Annotated in this window: 13 protein-coding genes and 2 riboswitches; of the genes, 11 read left to right on the forward strand and 2 right to left on the reverse strand. The window is 41.4% G+C overall.

Annotation, left to right across the window (positions count from 1 at the left end; genetic code table 11):
- The first annotated feature begins 30 nt into the window (after positions 1-30).
- The 6 genes from LCL91_RS21325 to LCL91_RS21350 all read left to right on the forward strand — a co-directional run bounded on the left by LCL91_RS21325 (position 31) and on the right by LCL91_RS21350 (position 7752).
- Positions 31-747, forward strand: coding sequence for a (Fe-S)-binding protein (locus LCL91_RS21325; RefSeq protein WP_224885395.1), 717 nt, complete (start codon positions 31-33; stop codon positions 745-747).
- 12 nt (positions 748-759) lie between these two features.
- Positions 760-2184 (forward strand): LutB/LldF family L-lactate oxidation iron-sulfur protein, encoded by a 1425-nt coding sequence (locus tag LCL91_RS21330; RefSeq protein WP_224885397.1) that lies wholly within the window; start codon positions 760-762, stop codon positions 2182-2184.
- Positions 2184-2891, forward strand: a complete 708-nt coding sequence (locus tag LCL91_RS21335) for a LutC/YkgG family protein (protein WP_224885398.1) — start codon at positions 2184-2186, stop codon at positions 2889-2891. The genes LCL91_RS21330 and LCL91_RS21335 overlap by 1 nt, the downstream gene beginning before the upstream one ends.
- 145 nt (positions 2892-3036) lie before the next feature.
- On the forward strand, positions 3037-4188 hold the full coding sequence (locus tag LCL91_RS21340; RefSeq protein ID WP_224885400.1) for a hypothetical protein: 1152 nt from the start codon (positions 3037-3039) through the stop codon (positions 4186-4188).
- 104 nt (positions 4189-4292) lie between these two features.
- Complete coding sequence (locus LCL91_RS21345; protein WP_224885402.1) at positions 4293-5552, forward strand: MFS transporter; 1260 nt, start codon at positions 4293-4295, stop codon at positions 5550-5552.
- Between the two features lie 232 nt (positions 5553-5784).
- Positions 5785-7752 (forward strand): catalase, encoded by a 1968-nt coding sequence (locus tag LCL91_RS21350; RefSeq protein WP_224885418.1) that lies wholly within the window; start codon positions 5785-5787, stop codon positions 7750-7752.
- Positions 7753-7933: 181 nt separating this feature from the next.
- Here LCL91_RS21350 and LCL91_RS21355 read toward each other — a convergent pair whose 3' ends face one another.
- A complete protein-coding gene (locus LCL91_RS21355) occupies positions 7934-8179 on the reverse strand; it encodes a DUF488 domain-containing protein (RefSeq protein WP_369522975.1) in 246 nt (81 codons plus the stop codon).
- A gap of 94 nt (positions 8180-8273) precedes the next feature.
- Positions 8274-9491, reverse strand: coding sequence for a formaldehyde dehydrogenase, glutathione-independent (gene fdhA, locus LCL91_RS21360; RefSeq protein WP_224885404.1), 1218 nt, complete (start codon positions 9489-9491; stop codon positions 8274-8276).
- Positions 9492-9853: 362 nt separating this feature from the next.
- Here fdhA and LCL91_RS21365 point away from each other — a divergent pair, with 362 nt between their 5' ends.
- From LCL91_RS21365 to LCL91_RS21385, 5 genes are all read left to right on the forward strand, one after another.
- A complete protein-coding gene (locus LCL91_RS21365) occupies positions 9854-10828 on the forward strand; it encodes an AAA family ATPase (protein WP_224885406.1) in 975 nt (324 codons plus the stop codon).
- Positions 10825-12075, forward strand: a complete 1251-nt coding sequence (locus tag LCL91_RS21370) for a DUF58 domain-containing protein (protein WP_224885408.1) — start codon at positions 10825-10827, stop codon at positions 12073-12075. The genes LCL91_RS21365 and LCL91_RS21370 overlap by 4 nt, the downstream gene beginning before the upstream one ends.
- The gene (locus LCL91_RS21375; protein WP_224885410.1) at positions 12062-14230 is read left to right on the forward strand and encodes a transglutaminase TgpA family protein; all 2169 of its coding nucleotides are present in this window, start codon (positions 12062-12064) and stop codon (positions 14228-14230) included. Before LCL91_RS21370 ends, LCL91_RS21375 begins: the two co-directional genes overlap by 14 nt.
- A gap of 37 nt (positions 14231-14267) precedes the next feature.
- Positions 14268-14369: riboswitch (purine riboswitch) on the forward strand.
- 149 nt (positions 14370-14518) lie between these two features.
- Positions 14519-16057 carry a glutamine-hydrolyzing GMP synthase gene (gene guaA, locus LCL91_RS21380; RefSeq protein WP_224885412.1) on the forward strand — a complete coding sequence of 513 codons (1539 nt, stop codon included), beginning with the start codon at positions 14519-14521 and terminating at the stop codon, positions 16055-16057.
- Between the two features lie 85 nt (positions 16058-16142).
- Positions 16143-16244, forward strand: a riboswitch (purine riboswitch).
- Between the two features lie 185 nt (positions 16245-16429).
- Entirely contained in the window at positions 16430-17725 is a 1296-nt protein-coding gene (locus LCL91_RS21385; protein WP_098446103.1) for an NCS2 family permease, read from the forward strand.
- Positions 17726-18319 lie beyond the last annotated feature (594 nt).

An 18319-nucleotide genomic window follows, 5' to 3' on the forward strand; every position in this document is an offset into this window, starting at 1 on the left:
ACCTTATGTTTAAAATGGGAGGGATTATTTATGAAGGTTTCATTATTTATTACTTGTTTATGTGACACATTCACCCCCGATGTTGGAAAGGATACGGTGGAACTGTTAGAACGTTTTGGGTGTGAAGTTGATTTTCCCGTCGGACAAACGTGTTGTGGACAGCCAGCTTATAACAGCGGATACAAAAGCGAGTCAATCCAAGCGATGAAGCAAATGATCAAAGCCTTTGAACAAGCGGAATATGTTGTTGGACCATCTGGTTCCTGCGTCCATATGCTGAAGGAATATCCGAAAGTGTTAGCTGGTGAACCGGAGTGGGCTGAGCGAGCGCGTAAGCTTTCGGACAAAACATTTGAGCTCACGCAATTTTTGGTGGATGTCCTAAAAGTGGAAGACGTAGGCGCTACATTTACTGGAACGGCAACGTATCATCCGTCGTGCCATATGACGCGTTTGTTAGGTGTGAAGGACGCTCCGAGAATTTTATTAGAAAATGTGAAAGGTCTAAATCTCATTGACCTTCCAATGAAAGAGGACTGCTGTGGGTTTGGTGGAACATTCGCTGTCAAAAATTCACACATATCCGGGCAGATGGTCCAAGAGAAAGCCGAGCATATTGAAGAAACGCATGCTGACTACTTAATTGGTGGCGATATGGGATGCGTCATGAATATGGGCGGTCGGTTACGAAGGAATGGACAGGAAGTGAAGTTTCTTCATATCGCACAAGTATTGAACACTCAGTGAGGAGGGATAGAGATGAGTATTAAAATTGGGCATAAACCTTATGCTGAACGAATTCAAGATGGCCTTAATAATGCCTTTATGAGAAAAGCTGTCTCCAGCGCTCAAGGACGCTTCAGATCAGGGCGATTAAAAGCAGCGGAAGAGCTAGGGGATTGGGAAGATTGGAGGACGCTTGGTGAAGAGATTCGTTCTCACACGATGGAAAACCTGGATTATTATTTGCATCAATTAAGTGAGCAGGTGGAAAAACGAGGAGGAACCGTCTTTTTTGCAGAAACAGCGAAAGAAGCGAACGAGTACATTCAGGAGATTGCGAAGAAAAAACAAGCGAAAAAAGTTGTGAAATCAAAATCGATGGTCACTGAAGAAATTGGCCTGAATGAAGCACTCGAAAAAAGCGGTTGTGAAGTTGTTGAATCAGACCTTGGTGAATGGATTTTACAGTTGGACGAGGATCCACCTTCTCATATCGTGACGCCAGCGCTTCATAAAAACAAAGAGCAAATTCGCGAAACGTTTATGAAGAAGAAAGGCTATACTGGTTCGGATGATCCTGTTGAGCTTGCCGCTTTTGCTCGAGAACAACTGCGTCAAGACTTCTTAGAAGCAGATATTGGGGTAACAGGATGTAACTTTGCGGTTGCGGAATCTGGAGCAATCACGCTTGTCACGAATGAAGGGAATGCGAGAATGGTAACGTCTCTTCCAGATACCCAAATTTCTGTGATGGGCATGGAACGAATCGTGCCAACTTGGGAGGACTTAGAAGTCGTTGTTAGCTTGTTGACTCGTGCAGCTGTAGGACAAAAACTGACGAGCTATATTACAGCATTAACTGGAACGCGGCTTGAAGATGAAGTAGATGGTCCGGAAGATTTTCATCTGGTTATTGTCGACAATGGACGGTCGAAAATACTAGGAACTGAGTTTCAGTCAGCTCTTCATTGCATTCGCTGTGCTGCGTGTATTAATGCGTGTCCTGTTTATCGTCATGTTGGTGGGCATTCATATGGTTCGATTTATCCAGGACCGATTGGCGCTGTACTTACACCTTTGCTGGATGGATACGATGATCATAAAGACCTTCCATATGCTTCGACCTTGTGTGCTGCGTGTACCGAAGCATGTCCGGTCAAAATTCCGCTTCATGAGCATTTAATCAGACATCGCGAAATCATCGTAGAACGTGAAAAGATGACGACCAAAGCGGAAAAAATGATGATGATGGGTTTTGCGAAGTGGGCTTCCACTCCTGCCGCATATAAGCTATCGACGAAAATGGCAAGAACGACGTTAAAACCATGGACGAAAGAGGAATATATCGAAAAAGGACCTGGGCCGATGAAAGGCTGGACAGAGCAACGTGATTTTCCAGCACCAGCGAGAGAGCGCTTCAGGGATTGGTACCAAAAACGAGAGCAAAGGAGTGATCAGTAATGGCCATTCATCATCGTGAAGCGTTTTTGGACAATCTGGCAGAGCAGCTAGGGCGATCACGGAAAAGGAACGTAGAAGCGCCCCATTATTCCGTTCATCCGCAGGAGCGCGTGTTTCAAGGAGCAACGCAAGAAGAGCTCGTCGAGAAATTGGAGGAGCAGTGTAAAATCATTCACACGTCTTTTATGAGAACGGATTTGGAGAGGCTAGGAGATACGTTACGCTCTGTCCTTCTAAACTATGATGTAACGAAAGTAGTTGGTGCAGGTGGATCAAGGAATGAAGCAACCGGCTTAACAAATTTCTATCAAGAAATTCAATTGGAGGGCTATGACGTTCACATTTGGGATGAAGCGAAAGGGCAAGAAAATGTGTCGTTTGCTGAACGAGCAGGGGCGGGGATTGTCTTTAGTGATATCACGTTAGCTGAATCTGGAACCGTGACGTTGTTTAACGACCGGTATAATGGTCGCTCCATTAGTTTACTACCAGAAACGTTCATTGCGATTATCCCAAAGAGTACGCTCGTACCTCGAATGACGCAGGCGAGTCAATTGATTCATGAAGAAGAGAAGAAAGGGAATCTTGTTCCTTCCTGCATAAGCTTTGTAACGGGGCCAAGCAACAGCGCGGACATCGAAATGAATTTAATTGTAGGTGTACATGGACCGGTAAAAGCGACTTATATTATTGTCGATGATCTTTAATGTGCCAATTCATTAGCGGACCCTTTTGTAAGTTTATAAAACTGCAAAAGGGTTTTTCGCTTGTTTGAAAGGAATATTCTGTATGCATTCTTTTTATAGATCGCTATAATGAAAGCTAGAGTTGCCGCCAGAGGAGGCTAAAAGTGTGCAGGAGAAACAGAAAAAAGGAAATAAGAAAGGGATGTCTTCCACAGGGAAAATAGTTGCCTGGATTGTTGGAGGTGTCTTCCTTTTTCTTCTCATCTTAACAGGGATCATCATATGGATGGTGGTGACATATTTTAGTGGGTTTTTCGCTGATCCTGAAGATGAAATAAACAAGTATATGAAAAAGAAGTATGGGGAAGAAATTACCCTCGTTTATGCTGGCAATAGTAGTAAAGCAAACTTAGGAGATACAGAGCATAAAGTCGCTCTAAAAGATAATCCGGACTTTGATTTTTGGATTGATGTTAATGGTTTATTTCGCACAAATGTAGAGGGAGATGACTACGAAAAAGGAAAGAAAACTTACGAGAAGTACCAAACGATTGAAGCCGATATGTTGGACATTAGCGAATTTGGATTTACTAGAATAAAAGAAGGACAATATAGTACATACCTCGATTATACGGAGGAAGGATTTTATCGCTTAAATGTTCAGGACGATCACTTGCTCAGTCGCTATGGATTAAAAGAAGTAGCGCTAAAAGATATGATGGAACTGATTGAATGGATTCGATCAAAAGGTGTGGATATTGGTCAATTGATGGTGTTTTGGCGCCCGGATGAAGCGAAGGAAGGCTACCAGATGGAGTTACTAATTAAAGATGTCCAGTTGATTTCATCGATAGCGGATTTGAAGAAGGAGATTGCAGAAGAACATCCAAGTACGCTTAGTCACGAGATTGAAGAACGATTGATACCGAAAATGAAGACGCTAGACGAAGAGCGTATCATTCCGAACGTTTCCGATCAGGATACACATGAAGCGCATTGGATTAGTTGCAATGCAATTGATCAGGATGGCAAGTGTTCAAATATGCTTCTAGCGCTTTATTACGAGACGGATGGTTTTTATCCTGGACATCATGACGTTGTTCAAGATTTAACGAAAGTATTTGAGTGGATCAAGCCTGAGCTTGGTCAGAATGGGAGCGTCACCATCCAGGTGATTGAAAAAGGTGTAGAGGAGCCACTATTAAATTTAATCGAACTGAATAAAAGTGATGAGAATGAGATGATAGGCGTTGCCTGGGAAAATGATCAGAAGGAATTTCAAGAATTAAAAATGGAGCAAGGGGAACAAAAGGAATGAGGTTAATCCGCCTTAAGGCGGAGGGGATTTCAAACCATGGGTCATCGTCTTACCTTACTGGTTTTCGATACACTTAAGCTATCAAAAAAGCAGAGGTGTTGGGGATGGCAGTAAAGGAAAGCGTGCTTGAACAAAATGAGCACATGGAGAAAGTCGATTCTATTTTTAGAAACAAAAACTTTCTTCTTTTATGGGGAGCGGCGTTTTTATCAAGTTTTGGGATTTCCTTTTTTCTTTTTTCGGAGAGCTGGTATGTCGTCAATGTTTTAAACCTTGAAGCTTCACTAGGTCTTATCTATATTGCATCGAGCATTCCAAGACTATTGTTTATGGTGATTAGCGGAACAGTGGCCGATCGAATGAGTAAAACAAAAATGATGTTTCTATCTGATTTTTCGAGAGGGATTTTGCTTGGTGGTCTTGTTCTTTGGTTTATTGTTGGGGATGTGACATTGTGGACGTTTGTCGGGGTTGCTTTTTTCTTTGGTATTCTTGATGCATTTTTCTGGGCTGCAGAAAGTGCTGTGATTCCATCTATCATTCGTAAAGAAAACCTTACGAGAGGCAATTCCATTATCCAAATGACAAACCAGTCTTCTTTTATCATTGCTCCTATGCTAGCTGGGTTATTAATCGCGTTCGGCAGCTATGAACTCGTCTTTGCGATAACAGCAATCATGCTGTTTCTTGGTAGTATGCTAATCTACTTGATGAAGATTCCAAAACGAGCAGTAGAGCAGGAGACGAGTGAACAATCTTTTTTTGAGACTTTTAAAGAAGGGCTTCTTTATGTAAAGGGATCAAGAGTCTTAGTCGTGGTCGTACTAACAACCGTTTTTATGAATTTATTTCTTGTTGGTCCCATGTCGATGGGTCTTCCTCTTTTTGTGAAATCCATTCTGGATGGGGATGCACTGACGTTTAGTTTGCTAGAAGCAGGAGCGGCTGTAGGGATGTTGATCGGCTCCATTGTCGTTGGCGTTCTTAATTTAACGAAAAGACGTGGCAAAATTGCGCTACTTACTCTTATTGCTTCAGGTCTTGCTTTTCTCGGCCTAAGTTTCTCGTCTGTATTATGGGTGAGTATTGTTATGCTAGTGCTGTTTGGTGCATGTCTTTCTGCGAGTAATATTCCTTTTATATCTGCGATACAGGGCATGATTGACGAGAAGGTACTAGGACGAGTCATGGGACTGATCTCTCTTGCTTCGATGGGGCTTATCCCGGTCAGCTATGCCATGACAGCTCTTTTGCTTTCGACAGGAATTGGGATTAATCACATAATGGCAGGTGGTGCTGTATTAGTTGTTTTGTATGCCTGCTTTGTGTATATAAGGTTTCATGAGTTAAGAAATGTGGATTAATCAAATAGAAGGGGATTTTTGAGCTATCATGTACTCCGTTATCAATGAAGATAATGGAGTTTTTTTATTGGTAAAATAACCTAATATATTGAAAAATGATGTTTGAATTCAGTCAGTTGGGGAACCGCTCTATATTGAGATTTTACATATCGACATAGCGGGAGGAATTATAGTGAGCGAGAATAAAAAGAAAAAGCAACTAGATCAATATAGCACGACTGACGAAGGCAAAATGACCACAAATCAAGGACTTAAAGTTTCGGAAGACGAATTTTCACTAAAAGCAGGCGAACGCGGTCCAACGCTAATGGAAGATTTTCATTTTAGAGAAAAAATGACGCACTTTGACCATGAGCGCATTCCTGAGCGTGTTGTACACGCGAGAGGTTTCTCTGCACATGGCGAGTTTGAAGTCTATGAGTCTCTTGAAGAAATCACAGACGCTGAATTTCTTAAAGATCCTTCCAGAAAAACACCGGTCTTTGTTCGTTTTTCAACAGTGGCAGGTTCAAAAGGGTCTGCTGAAACGGTACGAGATGTCAGAGGGTTTTCCACACGTTTCTATACGGATGAGGGAAACTATGACTTAGTTGGAAATAACATGCCTGTATTCTTTATTCAGGACGCTATCAAATTCCCAGACTTAATTCATGCGGTTAAACCCGAACCTCATAACGGTATGCCTCAAGCGGCTTCCGCTCATGATACCTTCTGGGATTTTATTGCGAACAATCAAGAATCTGCCCATATGGCGATGTGGGCCATGTCAGACAGAGCCATTCCTAGAAGCCTACGTATGATGGAAGGATTTGGCGTTCATACCTTCCGTTTTGTAAATGCCAAAGGAGAAGCGCGCTTTATTAAGTTTCACTGGAAACCAAAGTTAGGGATCCATTCCCTTGTATGGGATGAAGCACAAAAAATCTCGGGTAAAGATGCTGATTTCCACCGTGGAGACTTATATGAGTCTATTGAAAACGGTGACTATCCTGAGTGGGAACTAGGCGTGCAAATCATTAATGAAGAAGATGAATTTAAATTTGACTTTGATGTACTTGATCCAACGAAAATTTGGCCAGAAGAAGACATCCCAGTCAAAATCGTTGGGAAAATGACATTAAACCGCAATGTCGAAAACGTCTTTGCTGAAAATGAGCAGGTTGCGTTCCACCCAGGTAACGTAGTAAAAGGGATTGACTTCTCAAATGACCCTCTACTTCAAGGACGCTTGTTCTCGTATACTGATACACAGATTAACCGTTTTGGTAGCGCGAATTATCATGAGTTACCGATTAATCGACCTGTTTGCCCGTTCTTTAACAACCAGCGAGATGGGTTTATGCGCCAAACGATTAACAAAGGTCAAGTAAGCTACCACAAAAATTCTCTTGCTGATAATCAGCCAGAACCAGCGACAGAAGAAGAGGGTGGCTACGTTCATTATCAGGAGAAAGTAGACGGTCATAAGGTTCGTGCGCGCAGTGAAAGCTTTAAAGATCATTTCTCTCAGGCCGTTCTTTTCTTTAACAGCATGAGCGATGTGGAGAAAGAGCATATTAAAAATGCCTTTAGCTTTGAGCTAGGTAAGCTGACAAGTAAGTCCGTTCAGCAACAAGTCGTGGATATGCTTGCGAATATTAATCTAGACCTTTCTCAAACCGTCGCTCAAAATATTGGCGCGAAGGAACCTAAAGAAGGTGGATCCGATATTACGAAGTCTTCACCTGCACTTAGCCAATTAAATACAACGTTTACGGCAGATACTCGAAAAGTAGGCGTGATTGTAGACAATGGCTTTAATGGAAAAGAACTTATACAGGTACTAGATAAATTGAAAGAAAAAGGAATTAAGCCTGAACTCATTAGTGATAAGCGCGGTGTGAAAACAGCTACTGATGGCGCTGAAGCTGAGATTGATCATACCTTCCTGACATGTGATTCTGTTCTATTTGATGCGATTTACGCGGTTGGCGGGAATCAAGAAAGCAAAGGGTTCTATCAATCTGCTAATTACTTCATAAATGAAGCCTTCTCACACTTTAAACCGATTGGTGGAACGCATGAAGGAATGAAATGGTTAGAGAATAACGACTTAGTCGGTCAACCTGGTGTTGTCACTGGAAAAGATATGAGTGAATTCGTAAATGAATTCAGCCAAGCGATTGCGACGCATCGTCATTGGGATCGTGAACTAGTTTAATGGAATAGAATGCAATAAAAGAGAGAGGGAAAAATCCTCTCTCTTTTACTTTGAAAAAAATGATCAACTTTAATGACTCTTCTATGATTTTTTTTAACACTACCGCATGGTTACGTTTCATATCCTTGGCTACAAATAAAAGAACGAGTCTTTCATTTGTAGCCATTTTCTTGAGTTCTTGTCATTTCGTCTGAGCCGTCTTACTTTCATTAAATTCGTTTTGGTACGCTTTCTTAAAGTCTTCAAACTTATCCGGATCATGATCAAACCATTTTCGTAACGAAGAACTTGGTGCGATTTCTTTCATCCAGTCATCTAATGTAGCTTTCTCTTTTGATATGCCCCTCGGCCATAAACGGTCAATTAGAATGCGATTCCCTTCAAGAGGTTGGTCTTCTGCATAAATTCGTCTAAGGATAACTGACATCTAAATTACCTTCCTGTTTTGTTGCTTTCGTTTTAGTCGTCTATCACGAAAAAAGAAGTCCATCCTACTCGCTAGGATGGACTTCTTTTATGATTTATCTCTTCAACATCCCGTGCGGGTCGATCACAAACTTCTTCGCTACACCACTATCAAACTCATTGTACCCTTGTGGGGCTTCATCGAGACTGATAACGGTTGCATTTACGGCCTTTGCAATATCGGCTTTTCCATTTAAAATCGCCATCATCAATTGACGATGATACTGCATGACAGGTGTTTGCCCTGTTACAAAATGATGAGCTTTTGACCAGCCAAGTCCAAATCTTACTTTAAGCGAGCCTTGCTTGGCATCTTTATCATCTGCTCCAGGATCCTCGGTTACATATAACCCAGGGATACCCATCTTACCTCCAGCTTCTACAACGTCCATCATCGTATTTAGCACAATGGCAGGCTGCTCTTCATTATCAGTTCCGTGTCCATAAGCTTCAAATCCAACCGCATCGATCGCACAATCCACCTCAGGTATGCCGAGAATTTGTTCGATTTGTTCACCTGGATCATTGTGTTCTTTGAGATTAATCGTTTCACATCCGAAGCTACGTGCCTGAGCGAGACGTTCTTCTTTCAAATCTCCTACGATGACAACGGCGGCACCTAGTAATTGAGCGGAATGGGCAGCAGCGAGTCCAACTGGTCCTGCTCCCGCGACGTACACAGTGGAGCCGGTTGTCACTCCTGCACTAATCGCTCCATGGTAGCCGGTAGGGAAAATATCCGATAGCATCGTTAAATCGAGAATTTTCTCCATCGCTTTTTCTTTATTAGGGAAGGGGAGTAATTGAAAATCTGCATAAGGGACCATCACGTATTCGGATTGTCCGCCTACCCAGCCGCCCATATCAACGTATCCATAAGCAGCACCGGGACGTTCAGGGTTCACGTTTTGACAAATATGGGTATCTTGACGTTTACACATTTTACATCGCCCGCACGCTACGTTGAATGGAACGGATACAATATCACCTTTTTTAATAAATTCCACATCTCTACCAACTTCGATTACTTCACCAGTAATTTCATGACCGAGCACTAAACCAGAGGGAGCTGTTGTGCGACCGCGAACCATATGCTGGTCGCTCCCGCATATGTTTGTCACGATATTCTTCAAGATCACGCCATGTTCACATTTACGACCAGCATTGCTTTTAGGTACACCAGGACCCTCTCGAAGAACTAAATCTGGATAGCTAATATCCTGAACTTCAACACGACCTGAACCTGTATATACGACACCGCGATTACCTGCCATTTGTACTTCCTCCTTTTTCGTTTTAGACAAAAGGGACGAAAGGCATAGCGTGACCTTATGTACTCACCTCGATCTATTAATTTGAAGATTATGAATTCTTCCGGTGTAATGATCTATGATGTGACTTCCCTTTTTCATCCAGGTTAAAACGATTTTCATTTGTGCTAAGCTCACCTAATATGAAAGTGAAATGAAAATACAGGAAAACTCTCTTCTTATTAACGTCGCTAAAGTATTTTTTGTTACAATAAGGTTATGAGTATTCAGACATTTATTTTTGATAACGTTATGGAAAAATGATAGGAAATGAGACCTATTTTTAAAATAATTATGGCAGATCAAGACTATTGGAGGAATCAATGATGAGTTCATCTTACCAGTTTGATACGTACCACCCAGCTGTACAGCAAGTGATTGAGAATATTGAAAAGGTAATGGTAGGGAAGAGAGAGGTGACTGAGCTAAGTTTAGTAGCATTGCTTGCCGGAAGTCATGTGCTTCTTGAAGATGTACCTGGCGTGGGGAAAACGATGATGGTCCGTGCTTTAGCGAAGTCCGTCGGTGCTCAGTTTAACCGCATTCAGTTTACGCCAGATTTACTGCCTTCAGACTTAACGGGGGTATCTATCTTTAATCAACGAGAAATGAAATTTGAATTTCGGAAAGGGCCTTTGTTAGGGAATATTATTCTAGCAGATGAAATTAATCGAACATCACCAAAAACACAATCAGCTCTTCTTGAAGGAATGGAGGAAGGGAACGTAACGGTTGATGGAGAGACCCATGTTCTACCACAGCCTTTTTTTGTAATGGCGACGCAAAATCCAATTGAGTACGAAGGAACCTATCCACTTCCTGAAGCACAGCTTGATCGCTTTTTGTTGAAGTTGCGAATGGGCTATCCTTCTCCTGAAGAAGAACTTGAGGTGCTGAATCGGACGGAGCACGCCCACCCGATCGACTCGATTGGCACGGCTCTCGAGCTTGAAGAGCTGCTTGATATGCAGAAAAAGGTAAGAGCTGTTTTTGTGGATGAATCGGTCAAACAATACATTATTGATATTGTAAGTCGAACGCGAAATAATACGTCGATCTATCTCGGGGCAAGTCCGCGTGGTTCTCTTTCATTAATGAAAGCTTGTCAGGCTTATGCGTTTATGAGGAATCGTGATTATGTTCTTCCAGATGACGTGAAATTCTTAGCGCCTTATGTCTTATCTCATCGCGTCATACTTAAATCGGAAGCGACTTTTGAAGGACAAAAGCCTGAGGAGATTATTAAAGAAATTCTTCACCGCGTTCGTGTACCAATTCGGAGGGAAGAGAAAGTGAAATGAGAGACAAGCTTGCCAATAATAGAGTGTTGAAATTCTTGTTTTTAGGCCTCCTCTTTCTGCTTACCTTCTCCTATGCAATGTTTCAGGGAGGGTTTGTTAGTTGGTTTCTCTTCTATAGCTTTCTTCCTTTTGGTATTTATTCTCTCCTTCTCGTTTTTTATCCACTTCAATCGATTAAGATGACGCGCGATATTAGTCATACCGAGTTAACGGATGGTCAGGAGTTAACAATATCGATTCGAATTGAACGAAAAAGCTACTTTCCACTTTTCTATTTAGTAGTAGAAGATGTGCTACCGGAAAGACTTGTTTCTTTTGCGAAGGAGTCGTCGTCAAACTATCAAAAACGTTCACTAGTATTATTGCTTCCGATGTTTAGAAGGAACTTAACTTATCGCTATGCTGTTAAATCGATTCCGAGGGGAGAATATCAATTCAGGGAAATTCGTTGTAAAACAGGCGATTTGTTTGGGTTTGTGCAACATGAGAATAAGGTTGCGCACGAGCAATCCGTTTATGTTCTCCCAAACTATCAAGAGATTTCCTGGTCTCCGTATAATCAACAGCTTTCGGGAACAAGGCCATCTCCAAGGAAAGCAGATTTAGATTATTCAACTGCCGTGAGCGTACGGGATTATGTACCTGGAGATAAACTATCGTGGATCGACTGGAAAGCAACAGCCCGGGGATCAAAACTATTAACCAAGCAATTCGAACAGCAAATCAGTCAGGATTACATGGTCTTTCTTGATCGAGAAACGGCTCACTATGGGCGAGTTGAATCCCCGTTGTTTGAGAAGGCGGTAAGCCTTGCCGCTTCTGTAACTAATGCTGCTTTAAAGCAAAATGCTATGATTGGACTTGTTTCATCAGGAAAGGATCACTCTGTTTTAAACATTAATGGAGGGAAGGCCCAAAGAAGGAGAGTCTTTCATCATCTTGCGCGCGTTCAAGCGAATGGAAAAACAACATTTGATACGGTTGTGAAAAGGGAAGCTCATCATTTTCCGGCAGGAACAGGTGTGTTGATGATTAGTCCTTCGCTTGATGGGGCCTTCACCTCTACATTAAAAGAGCTTGTTGCTAGGAAGGTTCAAGTTGAGTTTTTCTTTGTTACCGAACAGATTACACTAGAACAACAAGCAGAGATAAACCAGCTTATGCAATATGGAATTAAAGCGCATGTGATTGCGGGAAATTCGTTTAATGAGGAATTAAAAGGGGGTGGGAAGCGTGCAACAAGTTAATGAACAAACAAACTGGCTTCACGCTCTTCTCCTCTACGGATTAGGTTTTCTATTATTTTGGGAGTGGTTACGACCTCTCTCGATTATTTCAGATACGGGTCAAACGGAAATTTTTATTTTGTTTACAGCTTTCTTGTTCTTACTCTCTTATTTCCAACTGCCTTTTTGGCTGTCCTTTCCAATTAAAGGGACAGCAATGGTTTATGCGCTACATGCTATGTTTTTCCCTGGACCTTTCTTAGATTTTTTATGGATCGATTATTTTCTATCGGATTTTTCTAAGAACATTGGATTTTTATTCGATGGCCATTTTGATAGTCTTTCAAATGTCTTTCGTACGTTTCTGTTTTTCATTTTGCTTTGGCTTATTAGTTACTTGATGCAGTATTGGCTAATCCAAACGAGACGTATCTTTTTATTTCTACTTGTCACAATTGTCTACATCTCAGTGATTGATACGTTCACAACCTATGAAGCGGATAATGCCATTATACGGATTGTCATTATAGGTTTTGTACTACTTGGTCTTTTACAAATCTTACGTATTCAGGAACAAGAAGGAGTTTCATTTTCAAAAGGGCGTTTTCCTGTTTATTGGCTCATGCCGCTTATTGTTGTCATTGCATTCTCTTCTTTATTTGGTTATATAGCCCCAAAAGCTGAACCTTTGTGGCCAGATCCCGTTCCTTTTTTGAAAAAGACAACTGGTGACGAGGGAGACGGTGGAAATGGGAATGGCATTAATAAGATTGGGTACGGGGAGGATGACTCTCGTCTTGGCGGGCCTTTTGTAATGGATGATACGCCAGTTTTCACAGCACAAATTAAAGAGCGCGGATACTGGCGGGTAGAAACAAAAGACGTGTATACCGGAAAAGGGTGGGAATCGTCTGTTCAGGACCGAGTTATGTTCGAAGGTAGCACCGAAACGTTGTTTGAAAGTGGCGTGGAAGTAGAAGCCTATGATATGAAAATGAACATGACTGGTAACGAGGAATTTGACTTTATCGTCCATCCTGGCCAGGTAACAAAGATCGAAACAGGACAAGACGTGCAGCTCCTTGAAAATCCTTTGAGTGGAAAAGTGTTTACGCAAAATCTTGGCGAATCAGTTGTGCTTGATAATTACAATTTAGACTATGATTCACCTACTTTTTCAGAAAAAATGTTGAGAGAAGCACCAGCTGAATATCCGGAGCGTTTAGCAAACACATATCTTCAATTGCCAGAATCTCTTCCAGAAAGAATTGGTGATTTGGCGGAAGAGATTACGAGTGATGAAGGAAATCCTTATGATAAAGCGAGAGCGATTGAAAATTACTTCGTCGGGAATGGATTTGTGTATGAAACGTCTGATGTCGCCATTCCAGGCGAAAATGATGATTATGTAGATCAGTTTCTTTTCGAAACTCAGCTAGGCTATTGTGATAATTTCTCCAGTTCAATGACCGTTCTATTAAGAAGTATTGGAATTCCTGCGAGATGGGTGAAAGGCTTTACTGAAGGAGAATTCGTTGACGTAGCAGGTGATTATCGTGAATATGAAGTAACAAATAATAATGCGCATTCATGGGTAGAAGCTTATTTTCCTGAAGTAGGCTGGGTTCCATTTGAACCCACTCGTGGATTCTCTAATCAGGCAGACTTTGTTAGTGATTATAATGAGGATGAAGCATCAAATACAGAAACGTCTGATCCAGCTCAATCTGAAGAAGAGCAGCCCGAGCAACAGGAGCAAATGCCAGAGGAACAAGAAACATCCGGAACCTCTTCTTCCTCCTTTGAATGGTCAGTGTGGTATACCATCTTAATTACTGTGGTTCTGCTACTTGTATGTTACATCGCATTTAAGAACTACAAGAAATGGTTAAAGAGCTATATCCTTTCAAAATATAAAAAACGTGATGATGAGAAAGTAATCTCTGAAGCTTACTTCAGACTACTATGGCTACTCGATTTACATGGTATTAAACGAGGTGCAAACCAAACACTTAGAGAGTATGCTGTTCAAGTTGATCAGAAGCTTCAAACACAAGAGATGAAAGAATTAACCCGTCGTTATGAAGAAAATTATTATCGCGGGCAAACGAACAATGAAGCCTGGGATGAAATGAAGAAATTGTGGGAAAATTTAATTAAAAAGATGCAATCTTGACCGTTGTATAGACGGTTGATAGAATGAATCCATAGTTTGAACAGAAAGTTGTAACCTTCGTATATCCCTGGGAATAAGGCCCAGAAGTCTCTACCGGATCACCGTAAATGATCTGACTATGAAGGCAGATACTCCTAGTATATACGCCAGGATTCTGCCTTTGTACCATGGCAGAGTTCTGGCTTTTTTATATAACCTGGAGGTAAAGATCGAAAAGCTTATCAATCTTTCGTTTTTCATTCGAATTTGGAAATGCTACTAGAGACTAAATAGAAGTGAGGGAATTAGATGTTAGAAGAACAGGAATCCATTATTGTCCTCGATTTTGGTGGACAGTACAACCAACTAATTGCGAGACGTATTCGTGATCTTGGCGTGTTTAGTGAATTACATCCGAACACCATTACAGCTGAAGAAGTTAAGAAGATTAATCCAAAAGGAATTATTTTCTCAGGTGGTCCGAACAGTGTTTATGGTGAAGACGCACCGCGCTGTGATGAAGAAATTTTCGAACTTGGTATTCCGGTTCTTGGAATCTGTTATGGTATGCAGCTGATGACGCATCATTTTGGTGGAAGTGTAGAAGCAGCAACGCATCGTGAGTATGGTAAGGCTATGCTAACTATTCACGATAAATCTCCTTTATATGATGGTCTTCCTGAAGAACAATCTGTTTGGATGAGTCATGGAGATCTAGTGAAAGCTCCACCAGAAGGATTTGAAGTAGCGGCAACGAACCCATCATGTCCAGTAGCAGCTATGAGTGACGTTTCTCGTCATCTTTATGGCGTTCAATTCCACCCTGAAGTTCGTCATACAGAGTACGGGAATGAATTGCTAAAGAATTTTGTTTACAAGGTATGTGAATGCAAAGGCGAATGGTCAATGGAGAACTTCATTGATGAGCAAATCGATACAATTCGTGAAGCGGTTGGAAATAAAAAGGTTCTTTGTGCGCTAAGTGGAGGAGTCGATTCTTCTGTAGTAGCGGCATTAATTCACCGAGCGATTGGTGACCAGTTAACATGTATGTTTGTTGATCATGGTCTTCTTCGTAAGGGTGAGGCAGACAGCGTCATGAAAACATTTGGTGAAGGATTCGACATGAACCTGATCAAAATTGATGCAGCCGACCGTTTTCTTACAAAGCTCAAAGGCGTAACGGATCCAGAGAAGAAACGTAAAATTATTGGTAACGAATTTATCTATGTGTTTGAAGAAGAGTCTGAAAAGCTAGAAGACATGTCTTTCTTAGCGCAAGGAACGCTTTATACAGACATCGTTGAGAGTGGAACAGCCACTGCTCAAACGATTAAATCTCACCATAACGTAGGTGGGTTGCCTGAAGATATGAAGCTTGATTTAATTGAGCCGTTAAATATGCTTTTCAAAGATGAGGTTCGCAAAGTAGGGACAGAGCTTGGCCTTCCTGACGAAATCGTTTGGAGACAGCCATTCCCAGGTCCGGGTCTTGGTATCCGTGTCATCGGAGAAGTGACGGAAGAAAAGTTAAAAGTCGTTCGTGAATCGGATGCGATTCTTCGTGATGAAATTAAAAAGGCAGGTCTTGATCGTGATATCTGGCAGTATTTTACTGCGCTTCCTGATTTCCGAAGTGTAGGAGTAATGGGAGATGCAAGAACTTACGATTACACGATCGGTGTTCGTGCTGTAACATCTATTGATGGAATGACCTCTGATTGGGCGCGTATACCATTTGAAGTTCTTGAAATTATTTCTACAAGAATTGTCAATGAAGTGGACCATGTTAACCGAGTCGTGTACGACATTACATCAAAGCCACCTGCTACCATTGAGTGGGAATAAACACGAACAAAAAATATTATAACAGATAGAATGTTCGTGTTTTGTGTTGACGGCGCGTCTGATAGCTGATACACTACAAAAGTAAATAAATAGAACGACCATCCATCGTATAACATCGGGAATAAGGCCCGAAAGTCTCTACCAGGTTACCGTAAATAACCTGACTACGAAGGAAACAGAGGAAGTGGTGAAAGAGTATGCTCGTGTAGCAACTCTTAAGTTGTTCTCTCTTTTCCTATTAGTCCGCTCCGGGTAGAGAACCCGGGGCTTTTTTCTTTTTGATGAATGGTTACCTTTCCTTAGCAGAGAATAAGCAAAGGTAACGAGACCTGTTAGAAAGATGGATGAAGGGGAATAAGGGGGAATTAAGAAATGGATCGTTTTTTTCGCTTTCAAGAGCACAATACAACATATAGAAAAGAAACAATTGCAGGATTAACGACGTTCTTATCAATGGCTTATATTCTATTCGTTAACCCGGCAGTATTGGCTGACGCAGGAATGGATCAAGGCGCCGTTTTTACCGCTACAGCTCTTGCCGCAGCTCTTGGTACATTAATTATGGGTGTGTTAGCAGGATATCCAATTGCTCTAGCACCAGGAATGGGATTGAATGCGTTTTTCACCTACTCAGTTGTCACCGTTATGGGTGTACCATGGGAAACAGCCCTTGCCGGGGTACTTGTTTCAGGAATTATCTTTATTATTATTACGATTTTTAAAATAAGAGAAATGATTATTAACGCGATTCCAATGGAATTAAAATACGCAGCGGCGAGTGGAATTGGACTCTTTATTGCATTTATTGGTCTTCAAAGTGCAGGAATCGTTCAAAATAACGATTCTACCCTTGTACAGTTAGGGAACCTTCTTGCGGGGCCAACGTTGCTTGCTGTATTCGGATTAATTATCACGGTTATTCTAATGGTCCGTAACGTTACGGGTGGTATTTTCTACGGAATGGTGATAACAGCAATCGTAGGAATGATCTTTAATCAGGTACCAATACCAGATGGCATTGTGGGAAGTGTGCCAAGCCTTGAACCAACGTTCGGGGTCGCTTTTGGTCACCTTGGTGATTTGCTAACAATTGACATGCTTGTCGTGGTTTTAACCTTCTTATTCGTTGATTTCTTTGACACAGCTGGTACTTTAATTGCTGTAGCAACGCAGGCTGGGATAATGAAAGACAATAAACTCCCAAGAGCGGGAAAAGCTTTATTTGCAGATTCATCTGCAACAGTTCTTGGTGCAGTACTTGGAACGTCAACAACGACTGCCTACATTGAATCATCATCAGGAGTAGCAGCTGGAGGACGAACGGGCTTTACTTCGGTCGTAACAGCAGGATTTTTCTTGCTTGCATTATTCTTCTCTCCATTATTAGCAGTCGTGACTCCTTCGGTCACAGCACCAGTGTTGATTATCGTAGGTGTCCTGATGGTGAGCGTACTAGGTAACATTGAATGGAAACGATTTGAGATTGCGGTTCCCGCGTTTTTAACCATTATAGCGATGCCGTTGACTTATAGCATCGCAACAGGAATTGCGCTTGGTTTCGTGATGTACCCGATCACGATGGTTGTAAAAGGGGAAGGAAAGAACATTCATCCAATTATGTACGGACTGTTCTTCGTCTTTATCGCCTATTTTGTATTTTTAGCATAGTAAGTTTAAAAGCAGCCGAACCGGCTGCTTTTTTTGTGCGGGGAAAAAGCAAAGGGAGTCATTGAAAGAATCATTTATTCTTGAAGCGGAGAGAAATTAATCAAACGTTTGTTTAATCATTAAAAATTCATTCACTTACTGGGTTAAATGAAAAGCTTCATTAAATGGAAATGAGTAAATGGGAAGTACGTTTTCTTTACGTGAGATGTTTGAAGCCATCTTTACCAGAATGTTTTCTCTGAATTTGTTAAATACCATTGACCATATCGCATTTTACTGATAAAGTAGAGAACGTTGTTAAGAAAACGACAGCAAACGCATGAAAAAAAGTGATTGACTTCATTTTAATCTTCATGTATTATAGAGAACGTTGCCGCTGAAACAAGCGCGTAACATCATTCAAAACATTTTAAAAAAGTTGTTGACATCAAACGGAACAACATGGTATATTAGTTGGGTCGCTGAAAACGACAACGAAAGAAACGAATTGCTCTTTGAAAACTGAACGAAACGCCATGTAAGTAGTTGTTTCTACGGAAACAAATTGTTTTAAAAGCTAGATTAAGCTTTCTATCGGAGAGTTTGATCCTGGCT

The sequence above is a fragment of the Guptibacillus hwajinpoensis genome (assembly GCF_020171785.1).
Lineage (GTDB): Bacteria > Bacillota > Bacilli > Bacillales > Guptibacillaceae > Guptibacillus > Guptibacillus sedimenti.